The organism is Magnetospirillum sp. SS-4, assembly GCF_902729425.1.
In the GTDB taxonomy this organism is placed as follows: domain Bacteria; phylum Pseudomonadota; class Alphaproteobacteria; order Rhodospirillales; family Magnetospirillaceae; genus Phaeospirillum.
Genome location: NZ_CACVCH010000062.1, coordinates 1 through 16,568 on the forward strand (window position 1 = coordinate 1; position 16,568 = coordinate 16,568).

Sequence of the window (16,568 nt, forward strand, 5' to 3'; positions counted from 1 at the left end):
TGCCGACATCCCCAAAATGGTCCAAAAGAAGGCGTAGGCGGTCCTTGACCAGCATCTCTTCCATGGCATCCGACTCCCGGTGACAAACCCGAAGCCGTTTGAATCATGGACCGCTCACACCCGCCACCCCATTCTCATCACTATCCGTTAACCTGACCACGTTGCCGTGCGACTCGTACCGCCGCCGTGCCATCAATGCCCTCCATGCCTGAGGGAATCGTTGGATCACGGCGCGGGACGAGACGGAAGCCTGTTTATGAGTTTACGCCTGAACTTGCCTTGGCCAGGGCCTTGGCGACCACCATCCTGACCCAGGCCGCACGGGAAAGCCCCAAGGCTTCCGCCTGGGCGTCGATCTGGGGAAGCTGGGCGTCGTCGAACCGGATGATGACGGCCTCCTTGTTCTTCTTCTCCTTTTTATCCTTCTTGTCCTTTTTCCGTTCCTTCTTGTCCTTTTTCTTCTCCTTCTCTTTCCTGGCGGCCTTCACCCCGACGGCTCCGTCCTCGCGAACCGGTTCGGCCGCGGCGACAACCTCCTCGGGAGCGGCGGGAGCGGCGGCCTTGCGCGCCGCCGGCTTGGCGGCTCGGGCCGCTTTCGCCCCGGGCGCCGGGACAGGGACCGAATCGTTCGCCTTTACCTTCGTCTCGTCGGACATATGTCGCACTCCAATCATCGCGATCACTCGCATCACAGTGAAATTTATATATCAGACCGATATCGCTTTTTCAATCGGAATCGCCGTGCCGGCCCGATGGCCCGTCACGACATCCCTTGACCCGGCCGTTCCGGCAATGGTCCACTGACCATCGGGCGGACTGAGGGGGCAAGGATGACACAGACCATCGGCTACCGGTTCTTCTCGGCGGAAGCGGGCAAGATTTCCGTCGATCTTCACTTCGACGACGACACCTTCGCCCTGGTGATTCCGGACACGGCCGAGCGGCCGGAATGGACCCGGCTCGCCTACGAGCGCTGCGTGAACTGCCCGCTGCCGGACGAGACCAGGCACTGCCCGGCGGCGGTCGGCCTGGCCACCTTCCTGCCCAAGTTCAAGGACAAGCCGTCCTACGAGAAGGCGGTGGTCGAGGTCGATACCCCGAACCGGGTCATCGTCTCCAAGACCACCTTCCAGGCCGGCATGGCGTCGCTGCTGGGGCTGGTCTGCGCCACCTCGGGCTGTCCGATGACCCGTTTCCTGCGGCCGATGGCCCGGTTCCACCTTCCGTTCTCGGACGAGCGCGAGACGGTGTTCCGGTCGCTGTCCAGCCATCTTCTCGGCCTCTACATCGCCGCCAAGATGTCCAAGCGCAAGCCCGACATGTCGCTGGATCAGCTGAAGTGGAACTACATGGAACTGTCCATCGTCAACGGCGCCCTGGCCGAGCGCCTGCGTTCGGCGGTCAACCGCGACGCGGCGCTGAACGCGGTGATCATTCTCGATTCCTTCGCCCAGATCACCCCCGAGAACATCGAGAGCGGTTTTGAAGACGTCCTCCAGTGCTTCATGGTCGAGGCGGAGTGACGGCGCCCCCGCCCCCGGCATATTGAGCGTGGCGAAGCCCGGCGGCCCTGCTAAACTGCCGGGGACAACAGCGTCTTCCAGGGAGGGATGCCCCATGAGCAGGACAAGACTTCTGGCGATGGCCGTGACCGCCGCCGCCCTGTTTGCCGGTTTCGACGCCAAGGCCGACATCACCATCGGCGTCGCCGGTCCGCTGACCGGCAGCGAGGCGGCATTCGGCGAGCAGTTCCGGCGCGGCGCCGTCAAGGCGGTGGAAGACATCAACGCCAAGGGCGGCGTGCTGGGCCAGAAGCTGGTTCTCGCCATGGGCGACGACGCCTGCGACCCCAAGCAGGCGGTGGCGGTGGCCAACGAGATGGCGGCCAAGAAGGTTCCCTTCGTCGCCGGCCATTTCTGCTCGGGCTCGTCGATCCCGGCGTCCGACGTCTACGCCGAGACCGGCATCCTGCAAATCTCGCCGGCCTCGACCAACCCCAAGTTCACCGAGCGCGGCCTGCCCAACGTCTTCCGCACCTGCGGCCGCGACGACCAGCAAGGCCAGGTCGCCGCCCAGTACATCGCCGGGAAACTGGCCGGCAAGGTGATCGGCATCGTTCACGACAAATCCGCCTACGGCAAGGGACTGGCCGACCAGACCCGTGACGCGCTGAACAAGCTGGGCGTCAAGGAAGTGGTCTACGAGGCCATCACCGCCGGCGAGAAGGATTACTCCGCCCTGGTCTCCAAGCTGAAGCAGGCCAAGGTCGACGTCCTCTACCTGGGCGGCTACAAGACCGAGGGCGGCCTGATCGTGCGCCAGATGCGCGACCAGGGACTGAAGACCATGCTGATGAGCGGCGACGCCCTGGTCACCGAGGAATACTGGTCCATCACCGGCGCCGCCGGCGAGGGAACCTTGATGACCTTCAGCCCCGATCCGCGCAAGAACCCCGCCAACGCCGAACTGGTGAAGTACTTCCGCGCCCAGAATTACGAGCCCGAGGCCTACACGCTGTACACCTACGGCACCATCCAGGCCTGGGCCCAGGCGGTGGAGAAAGCCAAGTCCACCGACTGGAAGAAGGTGGCCGCGGCGCTGAAGGCCGGAAAGTTCGACACCGCGCTTGGCGCCATCGGCTTCGATTCCAAGGGCGACGTCGCCGCCCCCGGCTACGTCATGTACGAGTGGAAGAACGGAAAGTACGACTACGCCAACTGAAACACCATCAGGGGGAGGACGGGAATGCCCTTGTCAGACTGCATCGACGCTTGCGAGCTGGCGCATCGCGCCTGCACCGAGACCGTCATCCACGGCCTCCAGCACGGAGGAAAGGCGGCGGAATGGGAATTGGTCCAACTGCTGCTGGATTGCGCCGACATCAACGAGACCGCCGCCGATTTCATGCTGCGCTCGTCCAGGCTGCATCACCTGACCTGTCAGGTGGCGGCCGAGGTCAGCGACATCTGCGCCAGTGCCTGCGAAAAGCTGGCCGCCGAGGATGTGCGGCTCAGGGAATGCGCCCAGGCCTGCCGCCGCGCCGCCACCGCCTGCCGCAAGACCATCAAGACCTGAAAGCCCTTGCATCCCGGGGGCCCAGGACACAGATGAACACGGACGGACGCGAATAAATCCGTCGTCCGTGTTCATCCCCGTCATTTTATTTCCCCGCCCCTTGCCGATTGGTGTACCCCCCGTGACAGAACCAGCCCGCACGTCCTGGCCCGCCACCATCCTGGCGGTGGGCGCCGGAATCGTCGCCGCCTTCCAGGTGGGCAAGGCCCCCATCGCCTTGCCGTTCATTCGCGACGAGATCGGCCTCAGCCTCACCCAGGCCTCGTGGATCCTGTCCATCTTCGCCCTGCTGGGCGCCACCGCCGGCGCCGCCGCCGGCAGCATCGTCACCCGGATGGGCGCCCGGCCGATGTTGCCCGCCGGCCTCATCATCCTGGCCGCCGCCAGCCTGGCGGGCGCCTTCGCCACCGACCTCGCCTCCCTGCTGGTCAGCCGCGCCATCGAGGGAATCGGCTTCATGCTGGTGGTGATCTCGGCCCCCGCCCTGATCACCCTGCTGACCCGGACCGCCGACCGTCAGACCGCCTTCGGCCTGTGGGGCAGCTTCATGCCGTTCGGAGTGGCCCTGTCCATGACGGCGGCGCCGCTGCTGCCCATGATCGGCTGGCGGGGCCTGTGGGGAGGAATGGCGGTGCTGCTGGCGCTCTATGCCGTGCTGATCCATCGGCGCATGCCGAAGCCGCCGCCGCCGCCGGCCAGCGAGGACGACCATCCTCTGCGCGACATCGCGGCCACCATTACCGCCCCCGGCCCGCTGGTGCTGGCCGGCATCTTCATCCCCTATTCCGCCGCCTACGCCGTCCTGGCCGGGTTCCTGCCGACCCTGCTGATCGAACGCATGGACGTTTCCCCCGGCACCGCCGGCCTGATGACCGCCCTGGCCGCCGCTTTCAACATCATCGGCAATATCGCCACCGGCCCGCTGCTGCGCCTGGGGGCCAGCCGCTGGGCCATCCTGGCCGCGGCCGGCCTGACGGTGGCGGTGGTGCTGGCCGGCATCTTCGCCCCAGGCACGCCGGTTTTGCTGGCCTATGGGCTGTGCATGGTGTTCTTCACCGTCGGCGGCCTGGTGCCGGGCTGCCTGCTGGGGGGGGCCTCGATCTACACCGCCGACCGGCGCCTGGTTCCGGTGACGCTGGGTCTGCTGATGCAGGGCAGCAATCTCGGCCTGCTGCTGGGACCGGTGGCGGTCGGCGCCGCCGTGGCCGCCACCGGCGGCTGGTGGGCGGCCGCCGCGGTGCTGGTGCCGGCGGCTCTCGCCGGCCTGGGACTGGTGTTGGTCTTGCGCCGGATGGGCAAGGAGTCTTAAGCTTTCCCATCATGACGCTGCCCCCCGCCCTGCTCGACCAGCTTGCCGCGATTTTTGGCGACCGCCTGTCCACCGCCCCGGCGGTGCGCGAGCATCACGGCAAGGATGAAAGCCACTTCCCCCCCTGCCCGCCCGACGCGGTGGTGTTCGCCCTGTCCACCGCCGACGTGGTCGGGGCGGTCAAGGCCTGCGCCGCCCATCTCGTGCCGGTGATCGCGTTCGGGACGGGAACCTCGCTGGAAGGCCACGTCGCCGCGCTCAAGGGGGGTGTCTGCATCGATGTGGCCGGGATGAATTCCATCTTGTCGGTGCGGCCCGAGGACCTGGACGTCACCATCCAGCCCGGCGTCACCCGCAAGCAACTGAACGAGCATCTGCGCGACAGCGGCCTGTTCTTTCCCATCGATCCCGGCGCCGACGCCTCGCTGGGCGGCATGGCGGCGACGCGGGCGTCTGGCACCAACGCGGTGCGCTACGGCACCATGCGCGACAACGTGCTGTCGCTGGAGGTGGTGCTGCCCGACGGCCGCGTCATCCGCACCGCCCGGCGCGCCCGCAAGTCCTCGGCCGGCTACGACCTCACCCGGCTGTTCGTGGGATCGGAGGGGACCCTGGGCATCATCACCGAGCTGACGCTCCGCCTGCACGGCATTCCCGAGGCGATCTCCGCCGCCACCTGCCCGTTCCCGTCGGTCGAGGCGGCGGTCGAGACCGTCATCCTCACCATCCAGTCCGGAATTCCGGTGGCGCGCATCGAGTTCATGGACGAGGTGATGGCCGACGCGGTCAACCGCTATTCCAGGACGTCGCACCGGGTCGCCCCCACCTTGTTCTTCGAGTTCCACGGCAGCCCGGCCAGCGTGCGCGAACAGGCCGAGCGGGTCGAGGCCATCGCCGCCGAACTGGGGGGAGACGGCTTCCGGTGGGCCACCGGCGCCGAGGACCGCACCCGGCTGTGGGCGGCCCGCCACAACGCCTATTACGCCGGCGTGGCGCTGCGTCCCGGCTGCCGCGCCTGGACCACCGACACCTGCGTTCCCATCTCGCGGCTGGCCGAATGCCTGCTGGAGACCAAGGCCGATCTGGCGACCTCGGGCCTGACCTCGGCGGTGGTCGGCCATGTGGGCGACGGCAACTTCCACGTCATGCTGCTGGTCGATCCCAACCGGCCGGAGGAAATCGCCGAGGCGGAAGCGCTCAACCGCCGCATCGTCCACCGCGCCCTGGCCATGGACGGCACCTGCACCGGCGAACACGGAATCGGTCACGGCAAGATGGAATTCCTGGCCGCCGAATTCGGCGACGGACTGGACATCATGCGGGCCATCAAGACCGCCATCGATCCGCTGGGGATCATGAATCCGGGAAAGATCGTCGGATAGCGGCCTATGCCGCCATTCCGGCCGCCGCCGCGCGGGGAAACACCAGGTCGACCAGATTGTGGGCGATGGCCGGAACCTCGAACGGCAGGGCCGCCATCAGCACCGCCCTGGCGGCGTCGCGCTGTTCCTGCGGATCGAGCCCGGCCCGGCGGGCCTCGGCGACCACGCGAAGAACCAGGGCGGCGAGGACGGCTTCCTGAGACATGGCCATGGACGATCCTCCCGCTCGCTTCGACGAGCTCAACACTGCCGCCCCGCTCCCGATCAATCCAGGCACGAACATCGAGGATTTGTAATGTAATGTGTTCACCCGATGGGATCAGAGGGCGGCGATGCCACCCATGTCCCGGTCGCCGATGAAGGGATAAAGCTGCTCGACCACCAGATTGGCGATGGACGGCGTCAGCGACGGAACCATGGCGAGCAGGACCGCCTCGGCGGCGTCGCGCTGCTCCTCGACCCCCAGCCCCTGGCCCCGGGCGCTCGACACGGCGGATCCGATGATCTCAAGCAGGGACGGGTCCATGGGGTTTTCCTCCGAGGAGGAACTCTCTGCGGTTCCACGAACATCAGTGTGGCCCCAGCCCCCGATCCATTCCACCCGCTAAAGGAAATCACTTGTAAGCCGTTGTGACATTCAGAGTGTCGAGCCCACGTCCTCGCCGATCACGTCGCGATAGGCGTGCCAGCTGGCATGGCCGACCAGCGGCAGGGCGACGACCATGCCCAGGAACGCCAACGCCATGCCGAAGAAGGTGATGACGGCGATGGTGGCGGCCCAGCCGACCATGCCGCGCCAGTTGCGCCAAACCGAATGGACGCTGAACAGCATGGCCTCGACCACCCCCACGTCGCGTTCCAGCAGCATCGGCATGGCGAAGACGCTGACGGAAAAGGCGATCACCGCCAGGGTGCCGCCGACCAGGGCGCCTACCGCCAGAAAGCCGATCGAATCGACCTTCAGCACCACATCGACCAGGAAGCCGTCCATGGACAGCGGCGCCCCCGGCGGATGGAACAGGGCGAAAATCATCAGCCCCAGCAGCAGCCACACCATGAACAAGATGGTCAGGACCAGCCCCATGTTGCCGACCTGGCCCAGGCGCCGGCGGACGCCGGCCACGACCAGGGCGAGGGAGACCGGCTCGCCGTTTTCCACCCGCCGGCTGATCTCGTAGAAGAACACCGCCGCCAGCGGCCCCACCAGCATGAACCCGGCCAGCAGGGGAAACAGCAGCGCCCCCATGGCCGCCGCCGTCAAGATGGCGTAGATCGTCGCGCCGATGCCCGCGTAGAGAGCGCCGAAGCCGAGGCTGAGGCCGGGATGGCGCCACATGTCGCGCCAGCCGGCGCCAAGCCATTCCGAGGCCTGGGCCGGCGAGACCAGCCGGGACGAGGGATAGCGGGAACCCATGGCCATGGACATCATGATCGCCCCCTTCCTGAGCGCGCCCCGGTCATTCCCGGGACGGCGGAACCTTCATGCTATTTGGAAACTCTCCACGGTTTGCGCAAGGTATCGGAACACATTCTTGCCGACGGAATCAGTCGATAAGATGCATCCAGCGACTATCTTAATCCTACTTAGGCGTTGTATGCCGCCGCGGAAACCAATAAATCTTGCTCAGGTCATCATTGGAGCGAATGTCTTGGCAAGCAAGGACAAGAGCAAGAGCGGCGCTACATGGCCCGGTACCGGCGACATTTCCCCGTCGACGCCTTCCGGCATCGGTCTCGACATGCTGGATGACATCGTCGGCTACTGGCTGCGCCGTGCCCAGGTCATCGTCTATCAGGATTACGTCCGCACCGTCGGCTCCATGGACATTCGCCCGTCCCAGTTCGCCGCCCTGACCATCATCGGCGCCAATCCGGGCCTCAGCCAGACCACCTTGGCCGCCACCATGGGCATCGACCGCTCGGGGGCCGTCATCCTGATCGACGCGCTGGAAGGCAAGGGACTGGCCACCCGGGCGCCGTCGCCGGTGGACCGCCGGACCTACGCCATCTTGCTGACCGAGCAGGGCAAGACCACCCTGGCCAAGCTGAAGACCCTGGTGATGGAGCACGACCGCCGCGTCACCGCCTGCCTCTCTCCGGAAGAGCGCAATCAGTTGAACAGCATCCTGCTGCGTATCTGCCATGCCTGACATTGTTGTTGCACACAACAATCTATCGACATAACATAACCGCATGTTCCGAGGAGATGCGGCATGACCACACATTCGCTTACCTGCATGACGTTGGAGATGCGCGGCCCGGTGGCCGTTGTCGGGCTTCACCGTCCCGACAAGCGCAACGCCATCAACGATACCATGATCGACGAGATACACGCGGTTTTCTCGGCTCCACCCAAGGAAGCCCGCGTCATCGTCCTGCACGGGCACGGCCCCCATTTCTCGGCCGGCCTCGACCTCAGCGAGCACCGCGACCGCGGCGCCTTCGAGGTGATGATGCATTCCCAGACCTGGCACCGCGCCTTCCATCAGGTCCAGATGGGCGGCCTGCCGGTGGTCACGGCGCTGAAGGGCGCGGTGGTTGGTGGCGGCCTGGAACTGGCAACCGCCAGCCATGTCCGGGTGGCGGAGCCCTCGACGTTCTACGCCCTGCCCGAGGGGCAGCGCGGCATTTTCGTGGGCGGCGGCGGTTCGGTTCGCATCGCCCGCATCATCGGCGCCGGCCGCATGACCGAGATGATGCTGACCGGCCACGCCTACAACGCCCAGGAAGGCCAGGCCATGGGGCTGTCCCACTACCTGGTCGGCGAGGGCGAGGCGCTGGCCAAGGCGATGGAACTGGCCGAACGCATCGCCGGCAACGCGCCGCTGTCGGTCTACGCCGCCATCAACGCCCTGCCCCGCATCCACGACATGGCCCATGCCGAGGGGCTTTACACGGAATCCCTGATGGCCGCCCTGGTCCAGACCAGCGGCGAGGCGCGCGATCGCATGCGTGACTTCCTGGAAAAGCGCGCCCCCAAGGCGGGCTCGTGAATCATCCTCCCGGATGATGCACTGGAGACCCGAGAGCCCATGGCTCCGGGTCTCCTTTTTTTCGCCGCCGGCCCACGCCGCGCCAGGGTGGCGGCATCACTCCTTGCTTGACTCCGGGGCGTGGTTTCCCTTTCCTCTCGCCAGCCGTTTTCCAGAGGGGGAGCCTTCGTCATGACCCGCGCATTCGTTTTTCCCGGCCAGGGATCGCAGGCCGTCGGAATGGGCCGCGAACTGGCCGAGGCCTTTCCCGCCGCCCGCCACCTGTTCCAGGAGGTGGACGAGGCCCTGTCGCAGAAACTGTCCTCGTTGATGTTCGACGGACCGGAGGCCGACCTGACCCTGACCGAGAACGCCCAGCCCGCCCTGATGGCGATGTCGCTGGCGGTGGTCCGGGTGCTGGAAAGCGAAGGCGGGGTCGACCTCGCCAAATCCGCCGCGTTCGTCGCCGGCCATTCGCTGGGCGAGTATTCCGCCCTGGCGGCCGCCGGCGCGTTCAGCGTCGCCGATACCGCCCGGCTGCTGAAGATCCGGGGCCAGGCCATGCAGAAGGCGGTGCCGGTCGGCCTGGGCGCCATGGCGGCGCTGCTGGGCGCCGAACTGGAACAGGCCCGCGAGATCGCCGCCGCCGCCGCCGAGGGGGATGTGTGCGAGGCCGCCAACGACAACGGCGGCGCCCAGGTGGTGCTGTCGGGCCACAAGACCGCCATCGACCGCGCCATCAAGATCGCCGCCGAGCGCGGCATCAAGCGGGCCATTCCCCTGCCGGTCTCCGCCCCATTCCACTGCGCCCTGATGCAGCCCGCCGCCGACGCCATGGAGGAAGCGCTGGCCAAGGCGGCGATGAAGGCCCCCGCCCTGCCGCTGGTCGCCAACGTCACCGCCGCCGCCGTCACCGATCCGGCCGAAATCCGCGCCCTGCTGGTGCGTCAGGTCACCGGCACCGTCCGCTGGCGTGAAAGCGTCCTGTTCATGAAGGCGCAAGGCGTCGATTCGCTGGTCGAACTGGGTGCCGGCAAGGTGCTGGGCGGTCTGGCCAAGCGCATCGACAAGGAGGTCTCGGGGACCTCGGTGGGCAATCCCGCCGACATCGACGCATTCTTGAAGAGTTTGTGACCAGTGCCTTTGACCTCGCCCTTCGAGACGCTTCGCTCCTCAGGGTGAGGTCAAAGGTAAAGTCCTCATCCTGAGGAGGCCTGAAAGGCCGTCTCGAAGGATGGGATACCTGTTATAGAGGGAGAGCCTTCCATGTTCGATCTTTCCGGCAAGACCGCGCTGGTGACCGGCGCCTCGGGCGGCATCGGCGGCGCCATCGCCAAGGCGCTCCACGCCCGGGGGGCGACCGTCGGCCTGCACGGCACAAGGCGTGAGGCGCTCGACGCCCTGGCCGCCGAACTGGGCGAGCGCGTCCACGTCCTGCCCGCCAACCTGTCCAGCCCGGAAGCGGTGGAACAACTGGCCAAGGATGCCGAGGCCGCCCTGGGCTCGGTGGACATCCTGGTCAACAACGCCGGCCTGACCAGGGACGGCCTGGTGCTGCGCATGAAGGACGACGACTGGGCCACCGTGCTCGACGTCAACCTGACCGCCGCCTTCCGCCTGTGCCGCGCCGCCGTCAAGGGACAGATGAAGCGGCGCTGGGGCCGCATCATCAACATCACCTCCATCGTCGGCGTCACCGGCAATCCGGGACAGGTCAACTACGCCGCCTCCAAGGCCGGCATGATCGGCATGAGCAAAGCGCTCGCCCAGGAAGTCGCCAGCCGCAACATCACCGTCAACTGCATCGCCCCCGGCTTCATCACCTCGGCCATGACCGACGTGCTGACCGAGGACCAGAAGGGCAAGCTGCTGCCCGGCATTCCCGCCGGCCGCATGGGCAGCCCGGAGGAAATCGCCGCCGCCGTGGTCTATCTCGCCTCCACCGAGGCGGCCTACGTCACCGGCCAGACCCTTCACGTCAACGGCGGCATGGCCATGATATGATGGCGCCCCTTTATGGGGTGCCGACGCTGGTCAAGGCGGAAAAAGTGTGCTAGGTAACGGCACTTTCCGCCTGACAAGGGGGGCTGCGCCGCCCAGGCGCGGAACCAGATTTTCCAACAGACGAAGCTTCCGAGGAATCGCAAATGAGTGACGTGGCCGAACGGGTTAAGAAGATCGTCGTCGAGCATCTGGGCGTCGAGGAGTCCAAGGTGACCGAGAACGCCAGCTTCATCGACGACCTGGGCGCCGACAGCCTTGACACCGTCGAGCTGGTGATGGCCTTCGAGGAAGAATTCTCCGTCGAGATCCCCGACGATGCGGCGGAAAAGATCCTCACGGTGAAGGACGCCATCGAGTTCATCACCAAGAACTCCTGAATCGAATCGAACGCCGCCCCGTCATGACCGGGCGGCGTTCATTTCCTTCCCATACACTTCCGAAAGCCAGGGTTTCATGAGACGTGTAGTCGTCACCGGCCTCGGCCTTGTCACCCCTCTCGGCAACGGGGTGAAGACCAATTGGGAACGCCTGCTGGCCTCCCAGTCGGGTATCCGCCGCATCGACACCTTCGACGTGTCCGACCTTCCCGCCCAGATCGCCGGCATGGTGCCGCGCGGAACCGGCGCGGGTGAACTTGACCTGGACAGCGTGGCCTCCGCCAAGGACCGCCGCCGCATGGACGATTTCATCGTCTATGGCCTTGCCGCCGCCATGGAGGCGGTCGAGGATTCCGGCTGGAAGCCCCAGGACGACGAGGGGCAGGAACGCACCGGCGTCATGATCGGCTCGGGTATCGGCGGCCTGCCCAATATCGCCGACGGCGCCGCGACGCTGGAAAAGTCGGGACCGCGCCGCATCAGCCCCTTCTTCATTCCCGCCGCCCTGATCAATCTGGTGTCGGGCCACGTTTCCATCCGCTATGGGTTCAAGGGACCGAACCACGCGGTGGTGACCGCCTGCGCCACCGGGGCGCACGCCATCGGCGACGCCGCCCGCATCATCCAGTTCGATGACGCCGACGTCATGGTCGCCGGCGGCGCGGAGGGAGCGGTGCATCGCCTGGGCATGGCCGGCTTCGCCGCCGCCAAGGCGCTATCCACCGGATTCAACGACCAGCCCACCAAGGGCTCGCGCCCCTGGGACAAGGACCGCGACGGCTTCGTCATGGGCGAAGGCGCCGGCATCGTCGTCCTTGAGGAACTTGAGCACGCCAAGAAGCGCGGCGCCAAGATCTATGGCGAGGTCATCGGCTACGGCATGTCGGGCGACGCCCACCACATCACCGCCCCGGCGGCCGACGGCAATGGCGGCTTCCGCGCCATGACCGCCGCCCTGAAGCGGGCCGGCGTGTCCATCGAGGACATCGACTACATCAACGCCCACGGCACCTCGACGCCGCTCGGCGACGAGATCGAACTGGGTGCGGTCAAGCGGCTGTTCAAGGATCACGCCTACAAGCTGTCCATGTCGTCGACCAAGTCGGCCATCGGCCACCTGCTGGGCGCCGCCGGGGCTGCCGAGGCCATCTATTCGCTGCTGGCCATGCGCGACCAGATCGTTCCGCCCACCCTCAACCTGGACAATCCGTCCGAGGGCTGCGACATCGACCTGGTGCCGCACAAGGCCAAGGAGCGCAAGGTAAGGATGGCGCTGTCCAACTCGTTCGGGTTCGGCGGCACCAACGCCTCGCTGATCTTCAAGGGCGCTCCGTAGGGGGCGGCCGAGGCAAACGATGCCGAAGGCCCCCATGCGGCGCATGGGGGCCTTTTTCTTGGAAGGACGCCATGGGTAAAGCCATCCTCAAGACCTTCGCCATCGCCCTGGTCCTGGCCGCCGCGTCCGGCCTCGGCCTCGCCTGGGAAGGCCACCGCCGCTTCACCGCCCCCGGTCCCCTGCCCCAGCCGACAACCCTGGTCATCTCCAAGGGGGCCGGCATCGAAGCCATCGGTCATGGCCTGGAAAATGCCGGAATCATCTCCAGCCGGCTGATCTTCGCCCTGGGGACCAAGCTGCGCGGCGCCCGCCTCAAGGCCGGCGAATACGCCTTTCCCGCCCATGTCTCGGCCGAGGAGGCCATGCGCATCATCGCCGAGGGCAAGGTGGTGATGCATCGCCTCACCATCGCCGAGGGACTGACGGTCAGGCAGGTTGCAGCCCAGGTCATGGACGCCGAATTCCTGTCCGGTTCCATCACCCGCAAGACCGCCGAGGGGTGGCTGCTGCCCGAGACCTGGTACATGGTGCGCGACGAGCCCCGCGACGAGGTTCTGGCCCGCATGGAAAAGGCCATGCGCCAGACGGTCGATGTGCTGTGGATGGCGCGCGCCCCCGGCTTGCCGCTGAAAAGCAAGGAAGAGGCGGTGATCCTGGCCTCCATGGTCGAGCGCGAGACCGGAATCGAGGGCGAGCGCCCCCGCGTGGCGGCGGTGTTCTACAACCGGCTGGCCCGGCGCATGCGGCTGCAATCGGACCCGACGGTGATCTATGGCCTGTCCGACGGCCAGGGGGAACTGGACCGTCCGCTAAGCCGCGCCGACCTCGCCGCCGCCCATCCCTGGAACACCTATGTCATCGACGGACTGCCCGGAACCGCCATCGCCAATCCCGGCCGCGCCTCGCTGGAGGCGGTGCTGCATCCGGCCCGAACCGACGAGTTGTATTTTGTCGCCAACGGCAGCGGCGGCCACGCCTTCGCCCGCACCCTGGAGGAGCACAATTCCAACGTCGCCAAGTGGCGCCGGATCGAGAAGGACCGCAAGGCCGGCGGCGGCTGAGGCTATCGCTGCCGGGGCGGCGCCAGATGGATGTCGCCCAGATCGGGCAACGGCCGGGACGGTTCCGCCCCCTCCCCGTCGGCTTCCAGCTTGGCCATGGCGGCCTCGACGGCGGCGGCCACCTCGGCCATCTCGGGATCGAATGGCGGACCGGCCGCGTCCTCGGTCTCCTCCAGCAAGGCGGCGATGTCGGCGTCGGACATGATGCCGCCGAAGCCCGGTTCCTCCGGATCGGCGTCATCGTTGACCTCTTCCAGCAGCGCCGCGATCTCGGCGTCGGACATGGCAGTGGAAAACAGGCCGGTGGACGGCGGGGCGGCGACGCCCTCCTCCAGGTCCTCTCCCGCCTCGACCAGCATCGCCTCCATGTCGGCGTCGGACATGGCGACGCCGAACAGCGGCGTTCCCTCCGGCTCCCCCTCCAGGTCCTCTCCCGCCTCGGCCAGCATCGCCTCCATGTCGGCGTCGGAAATGGCGACGCCGAACAGCGGCGTTCCCTCCGGCTCCTCCTCCAGGTCCTCTCCCGCCTCGGCCAGCATCGCCTCCATGTCGGCATCGGAAATGGCGGTAGCGAACAGCGGCGTTCCCTCCGGCTCCTCCTCCAGGTCCTCTCCCGCCTCGGCCAGCATCGCCTCCATGTCGGCATCGGAAATGGCGGTAGCGAACAGCGGCGTTCCCTCCGGCTCCTCCTCCAGGTCCTCTCCCGCCTCGGCCAGCATGGCGTCCATGTCGGTATCGGAAACGACGGTGCCGAAAACCAGCGGCGGCAGCGGCGGCTCGTCCTCGGCCGTCAATCCGCCCACCGCCTCCATCGCCTCGGCCAGCATCTGGTTCATGTCCTCGTCGCTGAAGCCGGGTTCGAAAGCGGCGGCAAGGGGAGCGGGCCCAGGCTCCCGCGCGGTGGCGGACGGCATCGACGGAACGCGGCGACGCAGGTGATAGACCGCCTGACGGCCGAAATCCTTGGCCAGCGACAGCACGCCGACATATTCGCAGGCGAAGCGTTCCAGGAACTCCTCGTCCCGATTCTGCGCCTCGGAGCGCAGCGCGCTCTGCTCGGCGGTCAGGACCGCGACGAATTGCTGGGTGGCGTAGACATGCCCGATCACCGTCACCGGTTCCAGCCGGGCGGCGCGGTTGATGTGGCTGCCGTAGAAGTTCTGGCGGCCGCAGATGGGATCGATGGCCTGAAACACCGGCCCGGCATGCAGCGAAATCCGCAAGGACAGGGGATGGGGCAGCCGGTCGCGCAGTTCCTCGTCGGCCTCGGCCACCATTTCCTGAAGGGTCTGGGCGTATTCGGCCATGGGCGAGGCCTTGTCCATCACCGCGAAGATGGCGTCGCCCCAGGTGTTGATGGCGATGGGCTGAACCTCCAGCCGGGCCATGCCCCGGTTGATGATGCGCAGGAAGTCGAGGAAAACCGGAGTGTGCTCCTCCTTCAGCCTGGAATAGCCGGCGATGTCGCAAAACAACATCGACCGGATGACGCGGCCCTCGCCCTGCTCGTCGTCGCCGTCCCCATCCATGTCCGGCATGGCGGGAGTGGAATCGCCGGCCAGATCGGGACGCTTTTGCAGCAGCGCATCCAGGTCGATGATGCGCAGCCGGGAAATATCCTCCCACTGGTCGATGAAGTCGGCGGCGCCGCCGACCAGCGAGCCGGGCATCATGTCCCATACCGCCAGCAGATAGGGGTCGGTGGACAGGAAGCTGGCCCGAAGCGTCGCCATGCCGTGCAGGCACTGGTTGGCGAACCGGTACAGCATGGAATGGCCGAGGAAACGCTCCTCGGTGGCGTAGGTCACGGTGTTGGCCAGCTTCAGCGCGTTTCGGAACCGCATTTCCCAGCGCGAGCCGCCATAACGGACGTTCTCGGCGATGAAGTCGTCGATGGCGTAGGGCATGACCACATTGACCTCGGCGCCCCGCTCCAGCATCGCCTCGATGAACAGCAGGTCCGAGCCGCAGGCCGCCATGGAATAGCCGACCTGCGCCCCCAGTTCGTCCAGGGAATGGGCGATCTCGGCCCGCACCGCGCTTTCCAGTTCGGGCGGAAAGTGCGGTCCCTCGCCGGGACGGTCCAGTGGATGGCCGGTGAACACCACCACCGTCGGCGGCTTGAGGATATCGAACACGGCCGGCGGCACCGGAATGCCGCCGTCGCGAAGCAGGGCGAGCTGCTTCAGCGCCGAAACGGTGCTGCCGTAATGAATGCCCTCCAGGGTGCTGGCCCAGGCGAAGGAGGCCAGGGCCTGCTGGGCGTCGCCCAGCAGCAGATGGGCCTGACCGACGGTGACCAGCAGCTGATGACGCCGTTCCGGCGACAGCGACGGATCGGATTCCGCCGTGCCGACCCGGTCGGCGACGCTGCGGGCCAGATTTCGCGCCTCGTCGCGATCGCCCAGCAGCCAGGAGGTGACGGCTGCGTCGATGCCGGCGGCGGGCGCCCCGCCGATGTGAAAGGCGCGCAGGAACAGATCGCGGCAATGTTCGAGATCGCGGGGCAGGCCCGAGGCGATCCAGGCCTCGCGGAATACGCCGGCCAGGGCGGTATAGGTCTCGGCATCGGCATCGGCGACCAGCTTCTTGCCGCGCACCAGTTCCAGCGATTCGGCCAGTTCGGCCATGATCGCCAGGGTTTCCTTGCCTTCGGGCGCCCCCAGCGCCTCGACCGCCCGCTTCAGGCTGCCGTGCAGGCGGTGAAACGGTCCCTCGTCGATCAGAATGACGTCGAGCAGCGGCTGCAACAGCCGGCGGGCCTCGTCCACCGCGCCGGTCTGCGACAGGGCGACGGCGCCGAAGATGGTCAGCTTGAAGCTGTTGGGATATTGTTTCAGCCCTTCGCGCGCCGTGTCGTGCGCCAGGAAATTCTGCCCTTCCTCAAGCAGATCCCGCGCGATGCGCTCCCAGTCCTCCAGGGTGCGGATCGGGCCTGCCCCCGTACTGATCGGTATGGATTCCGCCAAGATCGGGCGAGCCTTTCCCATGAGCCAGACTCATTGTTTATCATGACCCGGCCTGCCCCGGAAGGCCTCCCCGGCGACAATGC

Annotated in this window: 17 protein-coding genes; 12 read left to right on the top strand and 5 right to left on the bottom strand. The window is 66.9% G+C overall.

The features are described 5' to 3' along the window. Positions 1 to 254: 254 nt before the first annotated feature. A complete protein-coding gene (locus tag MTBSS4_RS11175) occupies positions 255 to 656 on the bottom strand; it encodes a hypothetical protein (RefSeq protein WP_173983488.1) in 402 nt (133 codons plus the stop codon). A gap of 174 nt (positions 657 to 830) precedes the next feature. Here MTBSS4_RS11175 and MTBSS4_RS11180 point away from each other — a divergent pair, with 174 nt between their 5' ends. The 5 genes from MTBSS4_RS11180 (at position 831) to MTBSS4_RS11200 (ending at position 5,766) form a co-directional block, all read left to right on the top strand. Then, positions 831 to 1,523, top strand: coding sequence for a hypothetical protein (locus MTBSS4_RS11180; RefSeq protein ID WP_173983489.1), 693 nt, complete (start codon positions 831 to 833; stop codon positions 1,521 to 1,523). Positions 1,524 to 1,617: 94 nt separating this feature from the next. Next, positions 1,618 to 2,721, top strand: coding sequence for a branched-chain amino acid ABC transporter substrate-binding protein (locus MTBSS4_RS11185; RefSeq protein ID WP_173983490.1), 1,104 nt, complete (start codon positions 1,618 to 1,620; stop codon positions 2,719 to 2,721). Positions 2,722 to 2,745: 24 nt separating this feature from the next. Continuing rightward, positions 2,746 to 3,075 (top strand): four-helix bundle copper-binding protein, encoded by a 330-nt coding sequence (locus MTBSS4_RS11190; RefSeq protein WP_173983491.1) that lies wholly within the window; start codon positions 2,746 to 2,748, stop codon positions 3,073 to 3,075. Positions 3,076 to 3,196: 121 nt separating this feature from the next. Further along, entirely contained in the window at positions 3,197 to 4,384 is a 1,188-nt protein-coding gene (locus tag MTBSS4_RS11195) for an MFS transporter (protein ID WP_254432497.1), read from the top strand. Positions 4,385 to 4,395: 11 nt separating this feature from the next. Beyond that, positions 4,396 to 5,766, top strand: coding sequence for an FAD-binding oxidoreductase (locus MTBSS4_RS11200; protein WP_173983493.1), 1,371 nt, complete (start codon positions 4,396 to 4,398; stop codon positions 5,764 to 5,766). A gap of 4 nt (positions 5,767 to 5,770) precedes the next feature. Here MTBSS4_RS11200 and MTBSS4_RS11205 read toward each other — a convergent pair whose 3' ends face one another. From MTBSS4_RS11205 to MTBSS4_RS11215, 3 genes are all read right to left on the bottom strand, one after another. Then, complete coding sequence (locus MTBSS4_RS11205) at positions 5,771 to 5,977, bottom strand: hypothetical protein (protein WP_173983494.1); 207 nt, start codon at positions 5,975 to 5,977, stop codon at positions 5,771 to 5,773. 108 nt (positions 5,978 to 6,085) lie between these two features. Further along, a complete protein-coding gene (locus MTBSS4_RS11210) occupies positions 6,086 to 6,292 on the bottom strand; it encodes a hypothetical protein (RefSeq protein ID WP_173983495.1) in 207 nt (68 codons plus the stop codon). 111 nt (positions 6,293 to 6,403) lie between these two features. Beyond that, positions 6,404 to 7,195 (bottom strand): DUF2189 domain-containing protein, encoded by a 792-nt coding sequence (locus MTBSS4_RS11215; RefSeq protein WP_173983496.1) that lies wholly within the window; start codon positions 7,193 to 7,195, stop codon positions 6,404 to 6,406. Between the two features lie 220 nt (positions 7,196 to 7,415). Here MTBSS4_RS11215 and MTBSS4_RS11220 point away from each other — a divergent pair, with 220 nt between their 5' ends. The 7 genes from MTBSS4_RS11220 to mltG all read left to right on the top strand — a co-directional run bounded on the left by MTBSS4_RS11220 (position 7,416) and on the right by mltG (position 13,516). Beyond that, positions 7,416 to 7,916 (top strand): MarR family winged helix-turn-helix transcriptional regulator, encoded by a 501-nt coding sequence (locus MTBSS4_RS11220; RefSeq protein WP_173983497.1) that lies wholly within the window; start codon positions 7,416 to 7,418, stop codon positions 7,914 to 7,916. Positions 7,917 to 7,979: 63 nt separating this feature from the next. After that, the gene (locus MTBSS4_RS11225; protein WP_173983498.1) at positions 7,980 to 8,759 is read left to right on the top strand and encodes a crotonase/enoyl-CoA hydratase family protein; all 780 of its coding nucleotides are present in this window, start codon (positions 7,980 to 7,982) and stop codon (positions 8,757 to 8,759) included. Positions 8,760 to 8,930: 171 nt separating this feature from the next. After that, positions 8,931 to 9,872, top strand: coding sequence for an ACP S-malonyltransferase (gene fabD / locus MTBSS4_RS11230; protein WP_173983499.1), 942 nt, complete (start codon positions 8,931 to 8,933; stop codon positions 9,870 to 9,872). Between the two features lie 132 nt (positions 9,873 to 10,004). Beyond that, positions 10,005 to 10,742 carry a 3-oxoacyl-[acyl-carrier-protein] reductase gene (fabG, locus tag MTBSS4_RS11235; protein ID WP_173983500.1) on the top strand — a complete coding sequence of 246 codons (738 nt, stop codon included), beginning with the start codon at positions 10,005 to 10,007 and terminating at the stop codon, positions 10,740 to 10,742. 143 nt (positions 10,743 to 10,885) lie between these two features. Then, on the top strand, positions 10,886 to 11,119 hold the full coding sequence (locus tag MTBSS4_RS11240; RefSeq protein WP_173983501.1) for an acyl carrier protein: 234 nt from the start codon (positions 10,886 to 10,888) through the stop codon (positions 11,117 to 11,119). Positions 11,120 to 11,195: 76 nt separating this feature from the next. Next, positions 11,196 to 12,455: a beta-ketoacyl-ACP synthase II gene (gene fabF, locus MTBSS4_RS11245; protein ID WP_173983502.1), complete on the top strand. Its 1,260-nt coding sequence runs from the start codon at positions 11,196 to 11,198 to the stop codon at positions 12,453 to 12,455. Between the two features lie 71 nt (positions 12,456 to 12,526). Beyond that, the gene (mltG, locus tag MTBSS4_RS11250) at positions 12,527 to 13,516 is read left to right on the top strand and encodes an endolytic transglycosylase MltG (RefSeq protein ID WP_173983503.1); all 990 of its coding nucleotides are present in this window, start codon (positions 12,527 to 12,529) and stop codon (positions 13,514 to 13,516) included. Positions 13,517 to 13,518: 2 nt separating this feature from the next. Here the strand turns inward: mltG and MTBSS4_RS22615 are convergent, their stop codons facing one another. Further along, complete coding sequence (locus MTBSS4_RS22615; protein ID WP_256367407.1) at positions 13,519 to 16,506, bottom strand: adenylate/guanylate cyclase domain-containing protein; 2,988 nt, start codon at positions 16,504 to 16,506, stop codon at positions 13,519 to 13,521. Positions 16,507 to 16,568: the final 62 nt, after the last annotated feature.